Here is a 19398-nt window from a genome sequence, read left to right on the forward strand (position 1 = left end):
AGGCACCCGCGGCGAGCCCGCCAGACCGCATCCCAGGCAAGAGGAGTCACCATGCACAAGCACACACACCATTGGATTCGTCGACTGACCACCGCCGCGATCGCGGCCGCGGCGCTGCCCGGTCTGCTGGGTATCACCGGCACTGAACCGACCGCGCGAGCGGCGGCGCCCGAATTTCTGCAGGTTCCCTCCGCGGCGATGGGCCACAACATCACCGTGGAGTTCCAGCAGGGCGGTGCGCCGGCGGTGTATCTGCTGGACGGCCTGCGTGCGCGCGACGACCGCAACGGCTGGGACATCGAGACGAACGCCTTCGACGAGTACCAGGGCTCGGGCATGTCGGTGGTCATGCCGGTCGGCGGCCGGTCCAGCTTCTATGCCGACTGGTACGGGTCGGCCAACGGTGCCACCTACAAGTGGGAGACGTTCCTGACCAGCGAGTTGCCCAGCTTCCTGGCCGGCAAGGGCGTCCGATCGACCCGCAACGCGGTGGTCGGTGTCTCGATGTCCGGATCTTCGGCATTAATTCTGGCGGCCTACCATCCCGGCCAGTTCGCTTACGCGAGTGCTTTGTCGGCGTACCTGACACCCTCCAGCGGGAACGGGCCCACCCTGATCAAGTTGGCGATGAACGACGAAGGCGGCTACAACCCCGAAGACATGTGGGGACCGTCCGGCGGGCCGGGCTGGCAGCGTCATGACCCCACCGTCCAGGCCGGCCGGCTGGCCGGAAACAACACCCGCCTGTGGGTCTACAGCGGCAATGGCACACCGTCGGAACTGGGCGGGGGCGGCGGCAACCTGCCGGGCCAGATCATCGAGCAGGTGGTGTTGCAGAGCAACGTGGACTTCAAGAACGCCTATAACGCCGCCGGCGGCCACAACGCCACCTTCAACATCGACGGCAGTGGGCAGCACGCCTGGGGTTACTGGAACGCGCAGTTGGTGGCTATGAAGGGCGACATGCAGCGCACCCTGGGCGCCGGGGGCGGCGGGTCGAGCTGATCACCCCGGCGCACAGGCCAGTCGCTGAATAGGCGGCCGCCCACGTTTAATTAGCGGTATGCGCATTGCTCGCCTGATCGGCGTGTTCCTGACGACGGTGACGGTGGGGCTGGGCGGGGGGCTGCTGGTGGCTCCCCCCGCCGGTGCGCAGCCGCCGTTCCGGTTGTCTGAGTACCTCACCGACAACGCGCATGTCCTCGGCGATGCGGACCGCGCGGCCGTCACGGCCGCGGTCGACAGGCTCTACACCGACCGGCACATCCGGCTCTGGGTGGTCTATGTCGACAACTTCTCCGGCCAGAGCGCCGAGAACTGGGGCCAGCGCACCTTCCGAACCAGCGAACTGGGCAACTACGACGCGCTGCTGGCGGTGTCCACCGGTGGTCGGGCGTACTCCTTCCTGGTGCCCAACGGGATGCAGGGCGTCACCGCGAGTCAGGTCGACAACCTGCGGCACAACGAGATCGAACCCGCGCTGCGGAACGCCCAGTGGGGCGCCGCGGCGATCGCCGCCGCACAGGGACTCAATCAGACGACCAGCTCGACGAGTCGTTATGTGCTGCTGGCCGCGCTCGGCGCCATCGTGCTCGCGGTGGTCATCCTGCTGTTCGTGATGCGCCGACGCGCGCGCCGACGGCGCGCCAAAGCAGTGGCTGCGGCTCGGCGGGTGGATCCCACCGACGCGACCGCACTGGCAGCGGTTCCGCTGGACATCCTTGACGAGCTGTCCCGGAGCAAAGTGGTAGAGGTCGACAACGCGGTGCGCACCAGTTCCAACGAGCTCGCGCTGGCGATCGACGAGTTCGGCGAAGCGCGGACCGCGCCCTTCACCCAGGCCGTGAACAACGCCAAAGCCGCCCTGGCCCAAGCTTTCACGGTGCGCCAGCAACTCGACGACAGCACCCCCGAGACGCCGGCGCAACGGCGCGAGTTGCTTACCCGGGTGATCGTGTCGGCTGCCAATGCCGACCGCGAACTGGAGTCGCAGACCGAAGCGTTCGAGCAGTTGCGCGATCTGGTGATCAACGCCCCGTCCCGGCTCGACGCGCTGACCCAGCAGTACGTCGAGCTGACCGCCCGGGTTGATCCGGGCGAACAACGCCTGGCCGAATTGCACCGTGAATTCGGTGCCACCGCGTTGACTCCGGTGTCGGGCAATGTGGCCACCGCCAAGGAGCGCCTGGAGTTCGCCGACCGCAATATCGGCGTGGCGCGTGAGCTGGCCGCCCACGCCGTCAGCGGGCAGCAGAGTCGTCTGGTAGATGCGGTGCGGGCCGCCGAATCAGCTCTCGGACAGGCCCGCTCGCTACTCGATGCGGTCGACAGTGCGGCCGGCGACATCCGGCAGGCGGTGGCGAATCTGCCGTCGGTGCTGGCCGACATTCAAACGGCGATCAAGCGGGCCAACGAGCAGTTGCAGAAGACCCAGGGCAACAAGTCCGCGCACACCGGCGATCTCATCGCCGCGCGCGACGCGGCCGCCCGGGCACTGGACAGCTCCGGCGGCGATCGCGGCACCGCCGACCCACTGGGTGCCTTCGCGCGGTTGTCCAAGGCCGACGCGGAGCTCAATCAGATGCTGACCCTGGTGGCTCAGGAGCAGGCGAATGCCGAACGTCTCCGTCGGTCGTTCGAGCAGGCGCTCTTCACGGCCGAATCACGGGTTCATGCGGTTTCCGAGTACATCGACACCCGGCGCGGCAGCATCGGACCCGAAGCCCGGACCCGGCTGGCCGAGGCCAAAAGACAATTGGAGGCCGCGCACGCCCGGAAGTCGTCCAACCTCCCCGAAGCCATCGCGTACGCCAACGGGGCTTCGACGCTGGCTGCACAGGCCCAGTCGCTGGCCAACGCCGATGTCCAGGCGGCGCAGCGCGCCTATGCACGTCGGGGCGACGGCGACACCGGCGCCATGCTGGGCGGCATCATCATCGGGGATCTGCTCAGCGGGGGCCTGCGAGGTGGTTTCGGCGGCTGGAGCCCGACGTCGTTCGGCGGGTCCTCGAGCACGTCGGGCGGGTCATCCGGCGGTGGCTTCATGGGTGGCGGCGGGCGGTTCTGAGCCCACGCGTCAGCCCAGCCGCACAAAAAAACTGCGCACGCCCACCAAGAGGTAGGCGTGCGCAGTCTTGCTCAGTTCAGATGGCTCACGACGGGCGCACCGGGTTTCGGCCCGATGCGCCGCCGCGAACCGAGAACTTCTATCAGGCCCAGCTGGACCCGACGGCGCTGTCGGTCTGCGCCATGTTGCTGCCGGCGCTCTGGACCTTCTGGCCGTGAGCGTTGGCCTGCTCGTAGATCACCTGGAAGTTGCGGCCCAACTGGGCGATGAACTCCTGGCAAGCCACCGAACCGGCGCCGCCCCAGAAGTCACCGGCAGCCAGCACATCGCGAACGATGGCCTGGTGCTCGGCCTCCAAGTTGGCGGCCTGTGCGCGGATCAACGCGCCGTGCGCGTCGACGTCACCGAACTGGTAGTTAATGGTCATTGAACTGGTCTCCTTAGTTTGTGAAAGTTTTTAAGCTGCAGCGGCTTTCGCCGCCATCGGGCTAGCTGCTGAGGATCTGCTGCGAAGCCTGCTCTTGCTGCTCGTAGTTGTTCGCGTCGCGGATCAGTCCGTCACGCACTCCGTGCAGCATGTTCACAATGTTGCGGAAGGCCTGGTTCATCTGGCCCATCGTGTCCAGCGAGGTCGCCTGAGCCATACCGCTCCAGCCGGCGCCGGCGATGTTCTGCGAGGACGCCCACATACGACGGGCCTCGTCCTCAACGGTCTGGGCGTGCGTCTCGAAACGGCCCGCCATGGCCCGCATAGCGTGCGGGTCGGTCATAAAACGAGTTGCCATCTTGGCTATCTCCTTTGGGTTCGTGGATGTGTTGCTAAAAACTCAACCAGTTTGATTGATGTGATCACCGGGTCCGGACTTTCCGGATCCGCTAATCACCCGTAAACATCGACAGTCTTTCCCTTTCTCTCATCCGGCTGCCGGCGAATGCGGGACCACGCTGCTTCCGCGTGGCATCTCGAAACGTGGTTCGGCGTTTTCCGCTTCCCACTGTTTCCACTCCGCCCATTCATCCCACTCGTCGTTGGCCGGTTCGATCGGTTCCGGATCGACCGCACCTGGCACCACGACGACGTCCTCGACACCTGATTCAGACTCCTTCGCCCAGTGGTCGTAGTCGTCTGGTGGAACAGCCGTACCCCAGCTCAGCGGAACCGTCAGTCCGCCCAGCATCCCCGACTCGCCCCGTTTCGCCGCCACAGAATCGGGCGGCAAGGGCGGACCTAGAGGCAATAGCACGCCTGTCCCCTTTCAGTGCCGATCTCATCTTCTTGCTCCATGTAAGTACACACCACCGAGCACCAGCATCGTAAGACAATCTCGCAACAAATATGGGCGAAATCCGAGATTTCACCGTCGCTAGAGCGCTCTATCGGGTGTCTACGCCCCCACCAGCAGGGTTTGACCGCCCACCACCGACACCCGCCGCCTTGACATCCTGGTGAGCCGAAGCGGTCCAGGAGCCACCCGGCCGCGGCCGGCAGCGGACGGAACGGGGCCGCGTGGCGCTTTCGGACAGTGGCAACGGCGCCCGGTTTGGCGATATCGAATGCCGTTGACCGCCAACGACACCGTCACGGCAGACACGGCCGGTTTCAATGCCGGTACGGCTAAGGCGACTCGTGACGAGCGGCCCGGTCGCACGGCTTTCGCGCGGTAGTGCCGCGCCGCCGGACTGCCGTACCGTTCGGCCCTTTGATCACACCGTTCACCGGAAGCGGCGCAGGTATTCGAATGCGGCGCCTTGTCAATTGGATTGACAAGGGCATACGAAAAACTATTAACGGAGTCGCATATTCCTGAGCGTGGCTCAGAAACGCGATCCCCGTATCGACCACCTAATCCGGCGACCATCGCTTTTTGTTGGTCAGCGCCCCAGGCATCGGTTCGCAAAAAAAAGCGCGGGCGACGCAACCCCCGTGCGTCACCCGCGCTTACGATCGACTGGTTTATCCGACGCCGGTCCGCGGGATCACGCTCGGCCGGTTCTGCACCACATGCGGACTTGCGCCGCCGCGGCCCAGCATGCCGCCGGGCATGCCCCCTCCAGCACCGCCGGCGCCCATCGGCATCGGCATCATCGGCATGCCGCCGCCGGCGCCCATGCCCGCGGCTCCAGCCGCCTGCGCCATCTCGGCGGCGTTTGCGCCCAACCCCGACATCGCGCCGGTGGCCATTCCCTTGGGAACCGAACCCTGCCAGGTCGGCGGCACCGACATCGAGCCGACCAGACGCGCGTTGCCCAGGCCGGCCGACATCCCGCCACCGAGAGCGGCCCCGCCGCCACCCAGACCCTTCATCGGATTGACGTCACCGACGAACTTCGGCGCGTCCACCAGCCCGGCGGCCGTCGACGCACCGGCCAGTCCGGCGGTGCTGGAAGCCGAGGTACCCGCCTGCATCAGCGGACCGATCAGCATGCTGGCGGGCATGGCACCCAGCTGTGCCACCGACGAGAGCGACTGGATCGGTAACGCCGCCGCGGCCGACTGCACACCTGCCACCATGCCGGGAGCCGCCGCCACCACACCTTGCAGCGCCGGGCTCACCGCGGCCGAAGCCGAGGTCGCCAGCCCGGTGAACTGAGCACCGACGTTGGCGGCCAGGCCGGCCAGGTCCATCGGCGGAAGAGAGAACGGGGTCAGACTCTCGGCCACCGCGGTCGCACCGCCGTGATACCCGAGCATCGCGGCCACATCCTGGGCCCACATCTCCACGTAGTCGAACTCATTGGCGAAAATCGCCGGGGTGTTCAGCCCCAGGAAGTTCGTCGCAATCAAAGTCATCAGCGAGATCCGGTTGGCCTCCACCACCGCCGGGTGGACCGTCCCCGTCAACGCACCCTCGAACGCCGATGCGGCCGCACGCGCCTGCAACCCCGCAGCGTCCGCCTGGCCGGCCGCGGCCGACATCCAGTCCACATACGGCAACGCCGCGGCCGCCATCGCCGCCGATGCCGGTCCCGCCCACGGTCCGCTGGTGAGACCCACGATCACCGAGTTGAACGACGATGCTGACGCCGCCAGATCCGCCGCCAGGCTCTCCCAGGCTGCCGCGGCCGCGTGTAGGGGACCCGGTCCGGCTCCGCTGAAAATCCGCAAAGAGTTGATCTCCGGCGGCAACCACGCAAAGTCCAAAATCATCGCATCCCCAAATCAGCCAGCCGCTTCAACGGCTCCATCACTGCATCAACCATCACTACTGCCCCAACCTGCGAGCCCGCCCCTACAGATCGTAAAACAATCCTCCAGCAGCAGTGTGGAGTTTGGCCAAACTGGCTGCTTTTGGTATTCACGCGCGGAGGCGGCTTTAGTTACTCGCTTAGTGTATTCGCTTTCTGACCGGGCCCGGACACCAAAACCGTCCGGCCGCCGGACCTTCAGGCCCAGCTGACGCCGATGCTGCTAATGAATTCAAGCCGGGTCCGGACAAATTTCGCTGTTATCCGACGCCCGTCCGTGGGATCACACTGGGCCGGTTCTGCACCACGTGCGGGCTGGCACCGCCGCGGCCCATCATGCCGCCGGGCATACCTCCTCCGCCGCCGCCCATACCCATCGGCATGGGCATCATCGGCATGCCACCGCCGCCGGCGGCCTGTGCCATCGCTGCCGGATTCGGCATCGCACCCAGCCCGGCCATCGCCGAGCTGCCCATTCCCTTGGGGACCGAACCCTGCCAGGTGGGCGGCACGGACATCGCGCCTACCAGGTGCGCCTTGCCCAAGTCGCCCGCCATTCCGGCGCCGAGCGCGGCACCGCCCAGGCCCTTTGCGGCCGGCGCGATGTCGCCGACGAACTTCGGAACGTCCGCGAGATCGGCGGCCGCCGTTGCGCCGGCCAGACCGGCCGTGCTGGTGGCTGACTGTCCCGCTTGCATCAGCGGTCCGATCAACATGCTGGCGGGCATGGCACCCAGCTGTGCCACCGAGGACAACGTCTGGATCGGCAATCCCGCCGCGAGCGCCTGCGCTCCCGTTGCCAAACCGGCACCCGCGGCCACGGCGCCCTCCACCACGGGGCTGACTGCGGCCGACGCGGTGGTCGCCACCCCGGCGACCTGCGCACTGACGTTGGACGCCAGGCCGGCCAGGTCAAACGGCGGAATAGCGAACGGGGTCAGGCTCTCGGCCACCGCGGTCGCACCCCCGTGGTAGCCGAGCATCGCAGCCACATCCTGAGCCCACATCTCCACGTAGTCGAACTCGTTGGCGAAAATGGCCGGCGTGTTCAGCCCGAGGAAGTTCGTGTTGATCAGCGTTGTCAGCGATGTGCGGTTGGCCTCCACGAGCGCGGGGTGCACCGTCGCCGTCAAGGCACCCTCGAACGCAGAGGCCGCCGTCCGCGCCAAACTCGCCGCCGCGTCCGCCTGGCCGGCGGCCGCCGTCATCCAGTCCACATACGGCAGTGCCGCGGCCGCCATCGACGCCGACGCCGGTCCCGCCCACGGCCCACTGGTCAGACCCAGGATCACCGAATTGAACGAAGACGCCGACGCGGCGAGATCCGCCGCCAAGCCCTCCCAGGCCGACGCCGCCGAATGCAGCGAACCCGGCCCCGCACCAGCGAAGATCCGCATTGAGTTGATCTCCGGCGGCAACCACGCAAAGTCCCAAATCATCGCAACCCCAACCCCAGCCAACCGATCCGACTAGTCACGGGCGGCTCGCGACGCGAACCAGCCCTGGGCGGATCGTAAGCCAGATCACAGAAAAAGTCTGTAGTTTCGCGAAAATTGTCTTGATGAATTTGATAAGACCGGGTCCAGCCGGGCTGGGCCGGACGCCTGCCCAGCCCCTGTCCATCAATTCGACAGCAGCACTGCAATATAATTCTGGAATCCTACCGGCGATAAAGCACTGAAATGCCGTTCCGAGAAACGTCCGCGGGCGGGTTCGGCAGGGCGCATTGAAAATTCTGAGGACCCCGATACCCGGAATTTGCAACCCCGAACTCCCGGTTCCGAACACGGAAATTCCGGAATTCGCCACGCCCGCGCTGAGAGGACCCACGTTCGGACGTGTTGGCCATTCCGCGTCGCCGGGGTTGGGCGCACCGAAGGTGGCCACACCTGCCCGGAGTACCGAATCCCGAGTTCTGCCAACCACAATTAACGCTGCCCGATTGGCAATAGTGACCCGAGCGGAAGGTGCCGGTGCCGGCCCTGAGGGGCGCTGGGCCGGACCCCCGCTCGGCTCGCCGGACCGACTGCTCCGGCGCGAGGTCGCGGGCGCCACGGGCGCTGGTACGGGTACCGCAAACTTTTACCGACGCCGGTCCCGAATTACCCGCGTCAGCGGCTCCGGAATGGCTACCTCCGCTTGGAGAAATCCGATGTCGACGGCTCTGCGAGTTACCGACGCGGGTCTGCGATCAGAGAAGTCGACGCTGCCGCCGCTGGAATTGCCGGGGTCGAAGAATTCGAAATGCCGGGCGCAGCCGGAATGCCGAAAGCGAGGTTGCCCCGGTCAACGGGCAGATTCGCCGTTAACCGCCCTTGAGCCGCACAGCCAGATAGTCGGCGACATTGTCGATCCCCACCCGCTCCTGCGTCATGGCGTCGCGCTCGCGCACCGTCACGGCGTTGTCCTCGAGCGAGTCGAAGTCCAACGTCACGCAGTAGGGCGTGCCGATCTCGTCCTGGCGACGGTAGCGCCGGCCGATCGCTCCGGCGTCGTCGAACTCGATGTTCCAGGATTTGCGTAGCTCGGCGGCCAGGTCGCGGGCCTTCGGACTCAGGTCGGCATGGCGGGACAGTGGCAGCACCGCCGCCTTGACCGGCGCCAGCCGGGTGTCCAGTCTCAGCACCGCACGCTTGTCCACGCCGCCCTTGGCGTTGGGCGCCTCGTCCTCGGTGTAGGCATCGATCAGAAACGCCATGAACGACCGGGTCAGGCCCGCCGCGGGTTCGATGACATACGGCGTGTAGCGAGTGTCGGTGGCCTGGTCGAAAAACGACAGCTCTGTTCCGGAATGCTTGCTGTGCGTGGACAAGTCGAAGTCCGTACGGTTTGCGACGCCCTCCAGCTCACCCCACGGGTTGCCCTGGAAACCGAACTTGTACTCGATGTCGACGGTGCGGTCGGAGTAGTGCGACAACTTCTCCTTGGGGTGCTCGTACAGTCGCAGGTTCTCCGGATCGATGCCGAGGTCGACGTACCACTGGCGCCGGGTGTCGATCCAGTACTGGTGCCATTCCTTGGCGGTGGACGGCTCGACGAAGAACTCCATCTCCATCTGCTCGAACTCGCGGGTGCGGAAGATGAAGTTGCCCGGGGTGATCTCGTTGCGGAAGCTCTTGCCGATCTGCCCGATACCGAATGGCGGTTTCTTCCGGGAGGTCGTCATGACGTTGGCGAAGTTGACGAAGATGCCCTGCGCGGTTTCGGGGCGCAGATAGTGCAGCCCTTCCTCGGTCTCGATGGGGCCCAGGTACGTCTTGAGCATCATGTTGAACTCGCGCGGTTCGGTCCACTGGCCCTTGGTACCGCAATCCGGGCACACGATCTCAGACATCGGCACTGAGTCGGGATCACCGCCCTTTTTTGCCGCGTACGCCTCTTGCATATGGTCCTGCCGATGCCGCTTGTGGCAGTTCAGGCACTCCACCAGCGGGTCGTTGAAAACCTCGACGTGGCCGGAGGCCACCCACACCTCGCGCGGCAGGATGATCGAGGAGTCGAGTCCGACGACGTCGTCCCGGCCGGTGACGACCGAGCGCCACCACTGCCTTTTGATGTTCTCCTTGAGCTCCACGCCCAGCGGGCCGTAATCCCAGGCCGACTTGGTGCCCCCGTAGATCTCTCCCGAGGGGAAGACGAAGCCGCGCCGCTTGGCCAGGTTGACTACGGTTTCGATAACGGACGCCACGGGGGTGTGCGCTCCCTTCCGGGGACTCGGCAGACACGGGCAGCGACGACCGCTGCCCGCAGATCATCCGTCATGGTAGCGATCGACGTCAGGTCTTTGACATGCATCATCATGCATGTGACAGTGGAGGGCAGTCGGGGCTGGCTCGACCGGACCCGCGCATCGGCCCCAATGCTTCGAACTCCAAAGGTGGTGACTCGACACGGTGACATCGCCGTCGACCCCTACCGCCGCTGATGACGAACTGGCCGGTCATCACGAGCACAGCGCTGACGGCGTCGCTGCGCACCCCGCGTACCCGACGCCGCCGCCGCGCGAGATTCTGGACGCCGCCGGTGAGTTGCTGCGTGCGCTGGCCGCGCCGGTGCGCATCGCGATCGTGCTGCAATTGCGCGAGTCCCAGCGCTGCGTGCACGAACTGGTCGACGCGTTGGGGGTGCCGCAGCCGTTGGTCAGCCAGCATCTGAAGATCCTGAAGGCGGCCGGGGTGGTTTCCGGGGAGCGGTCCGGCCGTGAGGTGATGTACCGGCTTGCCGACCATCACCTGGCCCATATCGTGGTGGACGCGGTGGCGCACGCGGGTGAGGACGCGCCGTGACCTCCAGCGAAGGAACCACCGTCCGTTCCACGCGTCAGCGCGCGGCCATTTCCACGCTGCTGGAAACGCTCGACGAGTTCCGCTCGGCCCAGGAACTGCATGACGAGCTGCGGCGTCGCGGCGAGAACATCGGCCTGACCACTGTGTATCGCACGCTGCAGTCGATGGCCGCGGCCGGCATGGTCGACACCCTGCGCACCGACACCGGAGAATCCGTCTACCGCAGGTGCTCGGATCACCACCATCACCATCTGGTGTGCCGCAGCTGTGGCTCGACCATCGAGGTCGGCGACCATGAGGTCGAGTCCTGGGCGGCCGAGGTGGCGGCCAAGTACGGATATTCGGAAGTCAGCCACACCATCGAGATCTTCGGCACGTGCTCGGATTGCAGGCGCAACGGTTGAGCGCTCGCTAAGCGGTCAGCTCGCTCCGGATCCGCGCACCGGTGTCCAGCACCAACAGGATGAGGGTGCGCAGGGCGTCGTCGGTGAGGCCGGCGCCGGGAAAGTTGTAACGGAGCATCACGTCACCGGTCTTGGCGGTCCTGCCGCCCTTGGCGGGGGTCTTCTCCAGCAGAGTCAGCGAGCCGAAGTTGACCTCTCGCGCCTGGGCGGCCACCTGGTCGCGGACCTTCTTGGTCAACGGCAGATCCCAGGCCAGCACCTGGGTCAGCGACATCAGGTCGAGGTCCTCGACGATGCGCACCACCCGCAGCGAAGCGAACGTGCCGTCGTGGCGGAGCGTGAGCGCTCCGTCCGGCTCGGACTCCACTGAGACGATCTTGCCGAGTATCGCCGCCAACCGATCGTGCAGAGGTGTCATCAGGCGCTCCCAAACCGTCGGTTGCGCGACGCGTACTCCTCGCAGGCCGCCCACAGATCGCGCCGGTCGTAGTCGGGCCACAGCTTGTCCTGGAAGACGTATTCGGCGTAGGCGGCCTGCCACAGCATGAAGTTGCTGGACCGGTGCTCGCCCGACGTCCGCAGGAACAGGTCCACATCGGGGATGTCCGGTCGCTGCATGTGACGGGAGATCGTCGACTCGTTGACACGCTCCGGGTTGAGCCGGCCGGCCGCGGCCTCGACGGCGATTCTCCGGGCCGCCTCCGCGATTTCCGTGCGGCCCCCGTAGTTGACGCAGTAATTGATGGTGATGACGTCGTTGTTCTTCGTCACTTCCTCCGCGACGGCCAGTTCGTTGATGACGCTGCGCCACAGTCGCGGCGCGGAGCCCACCCAACGGATCTTGACGCCCATCTGGTTCAGGATGTCGCGCCGTCGCCGCACCACGTCACGGTTGAAGCCCATCAAAAACTTGACCTCTTCGGCCGACCGCTTCCAGTTCTCCGTGGAGAAGGCATACAGGCTCAGCCATTTGATCCCGATTTCGACTGCGCCACAAGCGATGTCGATCACCACCGCTTCGCCCATCTTGTGCCCCTCGGTGCGGCGCAGGCCGCGCTGGGTGGCCCAGCGGCCGTTGCCGTCCATCACTATGGCGACGTGATTGGGCAGCTGAGCGGCCGGGATGCGCGGTGCGACCGCCTTCGATATGTGCTGCGGAGGCCGGCGCGGTCCCCCGCCCGGCGCCGGCGGCAGGTCGGGGAAGACCACGGGCCAGGTCGACGTGTCGGGGAAGACCGGGTAGTCGTCGGGCGCCGGAGGTAGCTGCGGGAAGTCGGAGGACTTCAGTCGGTCGGCCTTTTTAGCCACACTCGGCATCCTGCCCGATCAGCCCGGCCCGGCGTTCGGCGACCGTGCGATCAACCTGGTACACCCGCTCCACCAACGGCAACGTTTTGAGTTGCCGCTCCAGATGCCATTGCAGGTGCGCGGCCACCAGTCCGCTGACGTAGCTGCGATGCGACGGCGGGGACTGCTCGGCAGCCTCCCAGTCACCGTCGTGCAAAGCCGACATCAGATCCAGCACGCCCAACGGCGGGGTGGTGGCTCCGGCCGGACGGCAGTGCGCGCAGACGCTGCCTCCGGCGGCAATGTGGAACGCGCGATGCGGACCGGGGGTCGCGCAGCGGGCGCACTCGGTCAGGGCCGGCGCCCATCCGGCGGTGCCCATGGCGCGCAGAAGGTAGGCGTCCAGCAGCAACTCGCGGGGGCGGCGCCCGTCCGCGACCGCCCGCAGCGCGCTTACCGTGAGCCGGTGCAGCACCGGCGCGGGCGCCCGCTCCTCGCCGGCCAGACGTTCGGCGGTTTCCAGCATCGCGCAGCCACAGGTGTAGCGGCCGTAGTCGTTGACGATGTCGGTGGCGAACGCATCGATCGAGACGACCTGGGTGACGATGTCGAGGTTGCGGCCCGGGTGCAGCTGCGCGTCGATGTGTGCGAACGGCTCCAACCGCGCGCCGAATTTGCTGCGGGTGCGCCGCACCCCCTTGGCCACCGCACGGACCAGCCCATGATCACGGGTCAGCAGGGTGACGATCCGGTCGGCTTCTCCGAGCTTGTGCTGACGCAGCACAACAGCCCGGTCTCGATACAGCCGCATCACAATAGTTTTGCACCCCGCCGCGACATCGCGGGTATCCGCGCCGATAGTCTCGTACCCCGTGGTCAGCGCTTCTGGGTCAGTTTCCGGGGTCGATTCCGGCTCCGACAACCGGCGCTTGCCCACGTTAACCGACCTGCTGTACCAGCTCGCGACCAGGAAGGTCACGGCTGCCCAGCTGGTCCGCCGCTCCCTCCATGCCATCGATGTGAGCCAGTCAACACTGAACGCGTTCCGGGTGGTGCTCACCGAGTCGGCCCTGGCCGACGCGGCGGCGGCCGACCGGCGCCGCGCCGCCGGCGACACGGCACCGCTGCTGGGCATCCCGATCGCGGTGAAGGACGACGTCGACATTGCCGGTGTCCCCACCGCGTACGGCACCGACGGCTACGTCCGGCCCGCCACCGCAGACAGCGAGGTGGTGCGCCGCCTCAAGGCGGCCGGCGCGGTCATCGTCGGCAAGACCAACACCTGCGAGCTGGGACAGTGGCCGTTCACCAGCGGGCCGGGTTTCGGACATACCCGCAACCCCTGGGCGCGCCGGCACACCCCGGGAGGGTCGTCGGGCGGGAGCGCGGCCGCGGTTGCCGCGGGCCTGGTGACCGCGGCGATCGGCTCCGACGGCGCCGGCAGTGTGCGCATCCCGGCGGCGTGGACGCATCTGGTGGGTATCAAGCCGCAACGCGGACGCATCTCCACCTGGCCGGAGCCCGAGTCGTTCAACGGCATCACGGTCAACGGTGTGCTGGCCCGTACGGTCGCCGACGCGGCGCTCGTCCTGGACGCGGCGTCCGGCAACGTCGAGGGCGACCTGCACAAGCCGCCCCCGCTCACGGCGTCCGACTACGTCGGCATCGCGCCCGGTCCGCTGCGGATCGCGTTGTCGACCGGCATCCCGTACACGTTCTTCCGGGCCAAGCTGCATCCCGAGATCCTGGCCGCCATCCAGAAGGTGGGCGAGCAACTCGAACTGCTCGGCCATACCGTGGTCAAGGGCAACCCGGACTACGGGGTGCGGCTGTCGTGGGATTTCCTGGCCCGATCGATGTCCGGGCTGTGGGACTGGGGAGAACGACTCGGCGAGAACGTCAACTGGGACCCCCGCACGCTGTCCAACATGCGCACCGGCCACATGCTCTCCCAGGCGACCCTGCGCACCGCGCGCCGCCACGAGGCCGCCGATCAGCGCCGGGTCGGATCGATTTTCAACATCGTCGACGTGGTGCTGGCGCCGACCACCGCGCAGCCACCGCCGCTGGCGCGGGCCTTCGACCGGTTGAGCGGCATCGCCACTGACCGGGCCGTCATCGCCGCCTGCCCGTACGCGTGGCCGTGGAACGTATTGGGCTGGCCGTCCATCAACGTTCCGGCAGGTTTCACCTCCGACGGACTGCCGATCGGCGTGCAGCTGATGGGCCCGGCCAACAGTGAGGGCATGCTGATCTCACTGGCCGCCGAACTGGAGGCGTTCAGCGGCTGGGCGTCGAAACAACCCAAGGTCTGGTGGAACACCGGCAACAGCACTCCCCCGCTGCACAGCGTGCCGGAGCCGCGCGCCTGAAACCGTCGACACCGCTTCGGGTTTGGCGATTGCCCCGTGGGGTAATTGACCGCGATGGATCGATCGGCAGGCGACACCGGCGAACTCGACGCGGTTGCCCGCAGTCACTTCGGCTGGGACGAGCTCACCGATCATCAGCGGGCGGCGATGCGGGCGGTACTGCACGGTCGGGATCTGCTCGCCGTCATGCCGACCGGCTCCGGGAAGTCGGCTATCTACCAGATCCCTTCCCTGCTCACCGACGGTGTGACACTGGTGGTCTCGCCGCTGCTCGCGTTGCAGAAGGATCAGATCGCCGCGATCGAGGAGAGCGATGCGGGAACGGCGGTGGCGGTCAACTCCGCGCTGCGCGCCGCCGAGCGCCGTCGAGCGTGGCAGGCCATCGAGAACGGCAGTGCGGACTTCGTTTTCATCTCGCCCGAACAGTTGGCCAACGATGACGTGGTCGACCGATTGCGCCGGGCGCGGCTGTCGCTGTGTGTCGTCGACGAAGCGCACTGCGTGTCCGCGTGGGGCCACGACTTCCGCCCGGACTACCGGCGGCTCGCCGATGTCTTTCGTCAACTGGGACAATCGATTCCGGTTGCCGCCCTGACGGCGACCGCGTCGGTGGTGGTGCGACGGGACATCGTCGGGCGGCTGGGACTACGCGAACCCACCGTCGTCATCGCCGGTTTCGACCGGCCCAACCTGCGTCTGATCGTCGAACGGTACCTCGACGAGGAGAACAAGCGCTCCGCAGTGATCGACTGGGTCGCGGCGCTACCTGGCCCCGGCCTGCTGTACACCGCCACCCGCAGCGATGCCGAGTCCTATGCGGAAAGTCTGCGCGAGAAGGGCATTGCCGCGGCGTGCTACCACGCGGGCATGTCCGCGGCGCAGCGCGAGGAGGTACACGCCGGTTTTCGCGATGACACCTATGAGGTAGTGGTGGCGACGTCGGCGTTCGGGATGGGCATCGACAAACCCAACGTGCGGTTCGTCGCCCATGCGTCGACTCCGGACTCTCTGGACAGTTACTACCAGCAGATCGGCCGGGCCGGCAGGGACGGCGAGGACGCCCACGCTCTGCTGTTCTATCGGCCCGAAGACCTAGGCCTGGCGCGATTTTTCACCGCCGGCCGACCGGACGAGCAGTTGCTCCGGGCGGTGTTCGGGGTGCTGGACCCGGTGCAGCCGACGAAACTGAAAGACCTGCGCGGCGCGTTGGCCGTGCCTGGCCGCCGACTGACGAGCGCGGTCAACATCCTTGAAGAGGCGGGCGCGGTGCGCTCCACGCGGAGCGGCTTCGTGCGGGCGACGGCATCGCCTGACGCGGTCATCGCCGCAACCACGGAGGTGATGGAACTGCGTGAGCGCGTTGACCTCAGCCGGGTCGAGATGATGCGGGGCTACGCCGAAACCTATTCGTGTCGAAGGGTTTCCCTACTCTCCTATTTCGGCGAATACCTGGACGACCCGTGCGGCAACTGCGACCGGTGCCTGGCGGCCGGGCAACCGGACGAAGTCAGGACCGAGCGGCCGGCGTACCACGTCGGGACCGCCGTGCGGCATTCCCAATGGGGTCCGGGACTGGTCATCGGCGGCGACCGCGAACGTGTCACCGTCCTTTTCGACGAGTTCGGGTACCGGACTCTGTCGATGGCCGCGGTGCGTGAGAAAGGTCTGCTGAAGGTCGCAGGCGGCAGCGGCTGAGGGCGCATCTGACACCCTCGGCGGCTCGCCGGTTCATGTCATTCACAAATCTTTCGTTTCTCCGGGTCAAACGTGTTGGAAGCGTGTAATTATGGGCAGCGCCCCGTGTTCCGGTGGTTGACAATTCAACGGGTTGGAGGACAACGATGTCGTATCTGATCGCTGCACCGGATGTGTTGACGTTTGCGGCGGCAGAAGCTGCGGGCATCGGCTCATCGATCCGGGCGGCCAGCCTGTCGGCACTGGCTCCGACCAGCACGCTGGCAGCTGCTGCCGCGGACGAGGTATCAGAGGCGATCGCTTCGCTGTTCTCCGGCCACGCTCTGGACTACCAGGCGCTCAGTAAGCAGGTGGCAGCGTTCCACGAGGAGTTCGTGCTCGCGGTGAACGCGGCCAGCGGGGCGTACGCGGCCGCGGAGGTGATCAACGCCGGTCCGTTGCAGCCCGTCGTCAACGGGGTCCTGGACGTGATCAACACGCCGACGAACCTCTTCCTCGGCCGTCCGTTGATCGGCGACGGATACAACGGCACACCCGGCACCGGACAGGCCGGCGGGGACGGCGGAATCCTCTGGGGTAACGGCGGCGCCGGCGGCTCGGCCGGGCTGGCAGGCCAGACCGGTGGACGCGGCGGCAACGCGGGCCTGATCGGCAACGGTGGGGCCGGTGGTACCGGCGGCTTCCGGACCGGGACCGGCGGTGCCGGCGGCACGGGTGGGTTGTTATGGGGTAATGGCGGGGTCGGCGGCACCGGAGGCTATGGCGGTGTATTCGTCCCAGCGGGGACCGGCGGCATCGGCGGCTGGTCTCTGTCCCCCTTCGGCAACCCAGGCGCTCCCGGCCAGCCCGGCATTTACCTCAACATGGTCACTCCGGACGAGGCCAACATCCTGCAGATGTTGGCGCCGGACAGAAACTTCCTGTTGATCGGCACCGACGGCACCAATCTGAGCAGAGTGCTGGCCGACCCACTCAACGTGAACTTCCGCGAATTCATGTCCCAAGGCGTCACCTCGGCGTCGACGATCGTCGGGCACACCAGCGTCTCCAACCCGTCGTGGACAACGATGCAGACCGGTGTGTGGAGCGAGACTGCCGGCGTCACCAACAACGTCTTCACGCCGTGGACATACGACAGTTGGCCGACGGTGTACAACTACCTGGAAGCCGCTTACGGCAACAGCATCGACACCACGGTGATCGCCAACTGGCCGGTGATCACCGACATCGCCGGCGCCGGTGCGTTCCCCGCCGACAAGATCACCTTCGTCGGACACTCGGCGAACGACCCGCTCTGGTTCGCATCGAACAACGAGGTCGGCACGCTGAGCCAGAACGCGATATCGGTCGCCGACAAGAACAAGGGCAACTTCATCTTCTCGTACTTCGTCGGTGTCGACGAAGTGGGCCATGCGTACGGCGGCGCCTCGCCCGAGTACGCCGCGGCTCTCCGGAACATGGACGCCAACCTCGGCCACTACGGCGACGGCGTGAACCCGAATACCGGCAGTGGCCTGCTGGGGGCGGTATCCAATTGGGAACTCGCCAACAACGAGAACTGGGATGTGCTCATGGTCACCGACCACGGCCACATCGACCCCAACCAGTTCAACCGCGGCCACGGCTTCCAATCACCTTATGAGACAGCCACATTCCTCATCTGGGACCAGGCCGGTTCTGTACTTCCCAGTCAGAATGGGCTGATCAACAACTCGTGGCAGATCGTGAGCACCACGCCGACGATTCTCGACCAGTTCGGGCTCACTCCGCCGTCGTACATGCAGGGTGCGCCCATCACGTCCTCCGGCTTCGACCCCTTCTACGTCAATCCTGGCGCGAACCTGTTCAGTGTGGTCAGTGCCGATTTCGGCGCCCAGGGCTACCCAGACCCCATCACCAACTACAACCTGGACGCGCGCACCGTCGCCGCCACCATCCCCTACCTGGTATTCGACCCGATACAGAACATCGTCGACTCGGTGCCCAGCTTCCTGCAGGCACCGGTCTCATGGCTGGGCGCCGGCGTCTATCAGGCACTGAACATCCCCGCACAGGTCTTCGTCCGGCTCACCGGTGTGACCGGCAACCAGATCATCCCGCCGATACTGAACCCGTTCCTCGACTAGCAAGCCGCTGAGTCCGCCGCACCCCGCTGCTCCCGAAACGTGGTGCGGTAACTCAGTGGGGCGACGCCGGATACCCTGCGGAACTGTTCGCGAAAGTTGGCCGCCGAGGCGAATCCCACTCGGCGAGCGATGGTTTCGACGCCGTCGTCGGTCGCTTCGAGTAGTTCCTGGGCGTGGCGGATCCGCACCCCGTTGACCCACTGCATGGGCGTCTGACCGGTCTCGCGCCTGAAGCTGCGGTTCAGTGTCCGCACACTGGCGGACGCATGGCGCGCGATGTCGGCGAGCGTCAGCGACCGGTGCGCGTTGTTCTCGATCCAGGCCAGGACCGAGTCGAGTTCGGTGTTGGCTTCGCGCCGGTTACGGATGATGAACTGAGCTTGCCCACCGGTCCGGTGTAACGGGGCTACCGCCAACCGCGCGGCGTCGGCAGCCACTGCCGAGCCGTAGTCGCGCGCCACCATGTGCAGGCACAGGTCCAGGCCCGCGGACGCGCCGGCCGAGGTGAGGATCTGGCCTTCGTCGACATACAGCGCGTCGGCGTCGAGCCGGACGGCGGGGTAGGCAGCCGCGAACAATTCGGCCGCCATCCAGTGCGTGGTCGCCCGTCTGCCGTCCAGTACCCCGGCGGCAGCCAGCGTGAACGCGCCGCTGCAGATCGACGCTATCCGAATTCCCTTGCCATGGGCGGCCTTCAGGGCACTCACCACATCGGCGCGAACCGCGGCGCTGACGTCGTTGCGTCCCGGCACGATGATGGTGTCGGCGGTCGTGAGCTCGTCGAGCCCGAAATCGGTGGTGATCCCGATCGGCCCTGCGGGGACAACGCGTTGCGCACCGCACACCCGCACGCGGTAGCCAGGTCCGCCGTCCGCCAACCGGACTCGGCCGAACGTCTCTATTGCAATAGACAGGTCGAACGCGATGACGTCCGGCTCAGCCAGGACGGCGACGGCGTGCATGACTTGGCAATAT

At 66.6% G+C, this 19398-nt stretch carries 17 protein-coding genes; 7 read left to right on the plus strand and 10 right to left on the minus strand.

Going from position 1 to position 19398, the window contains the following annotated elements:
- Window positions 1–51: 51 nt before the first annotated feature.
- Window positions 52–1005, plus strand: coding sequence for an esterase family protein (locus AO501_RS33030; protein ID WP_055581772.1), 954 nt, complete (start codon window positions 52–54; stop codon window positions 1003–1005).
- Between the two features lie 58 nt (window positions 1006–1063).
- The gene (locus AO501_RS33035) at window positions 1064–3067 is read left to right on the plus strand and encodes a TPM domain-containing protein (protein WP_055581773.1); all 2004 of its coding nucleotides are present in this window, start codon (window positions 1064–1066) and stop codon (window positions 3065–3067) included.
- 142 nt (window positions 3068–3209) lie between these two features.
- On the opposite strand, the gene AO501_RS33040 is transcribed toward AO501_RS33035, so the two are convergent.
- From AO501_RS33040 to AO501_RS33065, 6 genes are all read right to left on the minus strand, one after another.
- A complete protein-coding gene (locus AO501_RS33040; protein ID WP_055579135.1) occupies window positions 3210–3494 on the minus strand; it encodes a WXG100 family type VII secretion target in 285 nt (94 codons plus the stop codon).
- Window positions 3495–3555: 61 nt separating this feature from the next.
- Window positions 3556–3852, minus strand: coding sequence for a WXG100 family type VII secretion target (locus tag AO501_RS33045; RefSeq protein ID WP_055581774.1), 297 nt, complete (start codon window positions 3850–3852; stop codon window positions 3556–3558).
- Window positions 3853–3981: 129 nt separating this feature from the next.
- On the minus strand, window positions 3982–4311 hold the full coding sequence (locus tag AO501_RS33050; protein WP_306237111.1) for a hypothetical protein: 330 nt from the start codon (window positions 4309–4311) through the stop codon (window positions 3982–3984).
- Between the two features lie 710 nt (window positions 4312–5021).
- A complete protein-coding gene (locus tag AO501_RS33055) occupies window positions 5022–6215 on the minus strand; it encodes a PPE family protein (protein WP_055581775.1) in 1194 nt (397 codons plus the stop codon).
- Window positions 6216–6513: 298 nt separating this feature from the next.
- Entirely contained in the window at window positions 6514–7692 is a 1179-nt protein-coding gene (locus AO501_RS33060) for a PPE family protein (RefSeq protein ID WP_055581776.1), read from the minus strand.
- An 866-nt stretch (window positions 7693–8558) separates the two neighbouring features.
- On the minus strand, window positions 8559–9974 hold the full coding sequence (locus tag AO501_RS33065; protein ID WP_197420009.1) for a glycine--tRNA ligase: 1416 nt from the start codon (window positions 9972–9974) through the stop codon (window positions 8559–8561).
- Window positions 9975–10146: 172 nt separating this feature from the next.
- Between AO501_RS33065 and AO501_RS33070 the strand changes: the two genes are divergently transcribed.
- A complete protein-coding gene (locus tag AO501_RS33070) occupies window positions 10147–10539 on the plus strand; it encodes an ArsR/SmtB family transcription factor (RefSeq protein ID WP_156452916.1) in 393 nt (130 codons plus the stop codon).
- Window positions 10536–10943: a Fur family transcriptional regulator gene (locus tag AO501_RS33075; RefSeq protein ID WP_055581778.1), complete on the plus strand. Its 408-nt coding sequence runs from the start codon at window positions 10536–10538 to the stop codon at window positions 10941–10943. The genes AO501_RS33070 and AO501_RS33075 overlap by 4 nt, the downstream gene beginning before the upstream one ends.
- 7 nt (window positions 10944–10950) lie before the next feature.
- Here AO501_RS33075 and AO501_RS33080 read toward each other — a convergent pair whose 3' ends face one another.
- Genes AO501_RS33080 through recO form a run of 3 tightly spaced genes read right to left on the minus strand, consistent with a single transcriptional unit; the run spans window position 10951 to window position 13041 of the window.
- On the minus strand, window positions 10951–11361 hold the full coding sequence (locus AO501_RS33080; RefSeq protein ID WP_055581779.1) for a hypothetical protein: 411 nt from the start codon (window positions 11359–11361) through the stop codon (window positions 10951–10953).
- Complete coding sequence (locus tag AO501_RS33085) at window positions 11361–12251, minus strand: decaprenyl diphosphate synthase (protein WP_156452917.1); 891 nt, start codon at window positions 12249–12251, stop codon at window positions 11361–11363. Before AO501_RS33085 ends, AO501_RS33080 begins: the two co-directional genes overlap by 1 nt.
- Window positions 12244–13041, minus strand: coding sequence for a DNA repair protein RecO (gene recO, locus AO501_RS33090; protein WP_055581781.1), 798 nt, complete (start codon window positions 13039–13041; stop codon window positions 12244–12246). Before recO ends, AO501_RS33085 begins: the two co-directional genes overlap by 8 nt.
- A 61-nt stretch (window positions 13042–13102) precedes the next feature.
- Between recO and AO501_RS33095 the strand changes: the two genes are divergently transcribed.
- The 3 genes from AO501_RS33095 (at window position 13103) to AO501_RS33105 (ending at window position 18423) form a co-directional block, all read left to right on the plus strand.
- Complete coding sequence (locus AO501_RS33095; RefSeq protein WP_055581782.1) at window positions 13103–14602, plus strand: amidase; 1500 nt, start codon at window positions 13103–13105, stop codon at window positions 14600–14602.
- A gap of 54 nt (window positions 14603–14656) precedes the next feature.
- Window positions 14657–16297: a RecQ family ATP-dependent DNA helicase gene (locus tag AO501_RS33100; RefSeq protein WP_055581783.1), complete on the plus strand. Its 1641-nt coding sequence runs from the start codon at window positions 14657–14659 to the stop codon at window positions 16295–16297.
- A gap of 146 nt (window positions 16298–16443) precedes the next feature.
- Window positions 16444–18423, plus strand: coding sequence for a PE domain-containing protein (locus AO501_RS33105; protein WP_055581784.1), 1980 nt, complete (start codon window positions 16444–16446; stop codon window positions 18421–18423).
- Here AO501_RS33105 and AO501_RS33110 read toward each other — a convergent pair.
- Window positions 18420–19385 carry a GlxA family transcriptional regulator gene (locus AO501_RS33110; protein ID WP_055581840.1) on the minus strand — a complete coding sequence of 322 codons (966 nt, stop codon included), beginning with the start codon at window positions 19383–19385 and terminating at the stop codon, window positions 18420–18422. The genes AO501_RS33105 and AO501_RS33110 overlap by 4 nt on opposite strands.
- Window positions 19386–19398 lie beyond the last annotated feature (13 nt).

This window comes from Mycobacterium gordonae (assembly GCF_001417955.2).
GTDB lineage: Bacteria > Actinomycetota > Actinomycetes > Mycobacteriales > Mycobacteriaceae > Mycobacterium > Mycobacterium gordonae_B.

Bases quoted from the DNA above. Each gene is read 5' to 3' on its own strand.
- AO501_RS33105 (WP_055581784.1), top strand. From the start codon at position 16,444: ATGTCGTATCTGATCGCTGCACCGGATGTGTTGACGTTTGCGGCGGCA.
- AO501_RS33060 (WP_055581776.1), bottom strand. From the start codon at position 7,692: ATGATTTGGGACTTTGCGTGGTTGCCGCCGGAGATCAACTCAATGCGG.
- AO501_RS33040 (WP_055579135.1), bottom strand. From the start codon at position 3,494: ATGACCATTAACTACCAGTTCGGTGACGTCGACGCGCACGGCGCGTTG.
- AO501_RS33045 (WP_055581774.1), bottom strand. From the start codon at position 3,852: ATGGCAACTCGTTTTATGACCGACCCGCACGCTATGCGGGCCATGGCG.
- AO501_RS33055 (WP_055581775.1), bottom strand. From the start codon at position 6,215: ATGATTTTGGACTTTGCGTGGTTGCCGCCGGAGATCAACTCTTTGCGG.
- AO501_RS33035 (WP_055581773.1), top strand. From the start codon at position 1,064: ATGCGCATTGCTCGCCTGATCGGCGTGTTCCTGACGACGGTGACGGTG.
- AO501_RS33110 (WP_055581840.1), bottom strand. From the start codon at position 19,385: ATGCACGCCGTCGCCGTCCTGGCTGAGCCGGACGTCATCGCGTTCGAC.
- AO501_RS33030 (WP_055581772.1), top strand. From the start codon at position 52: ATGCACAAGCACACACACCATTGGATTCGTCGACTGACCACCGCCGCG.
- AO501_RS33100 (WP_055581783.1), top strand. From the start codon at position 14,657: ATGGATCGATCGGCAGGCGACACCGGCGAACTCGACGCGGTTGCCCGC.
- AO501_RS33080 (WP_055581779.1), bottom strand. From the start codon at position 11,361: ATGACACCTCTGCACGATCGGTTGGCGGCGATACTCGGCAAGATCGTC.
- recO (WP_055581781.1), bottom strand. From the start codon at position 13,041: ATGCGGCTGTATCGAGACCGGGCTGTTGTGCTGCGTCAGCACAAGCTC.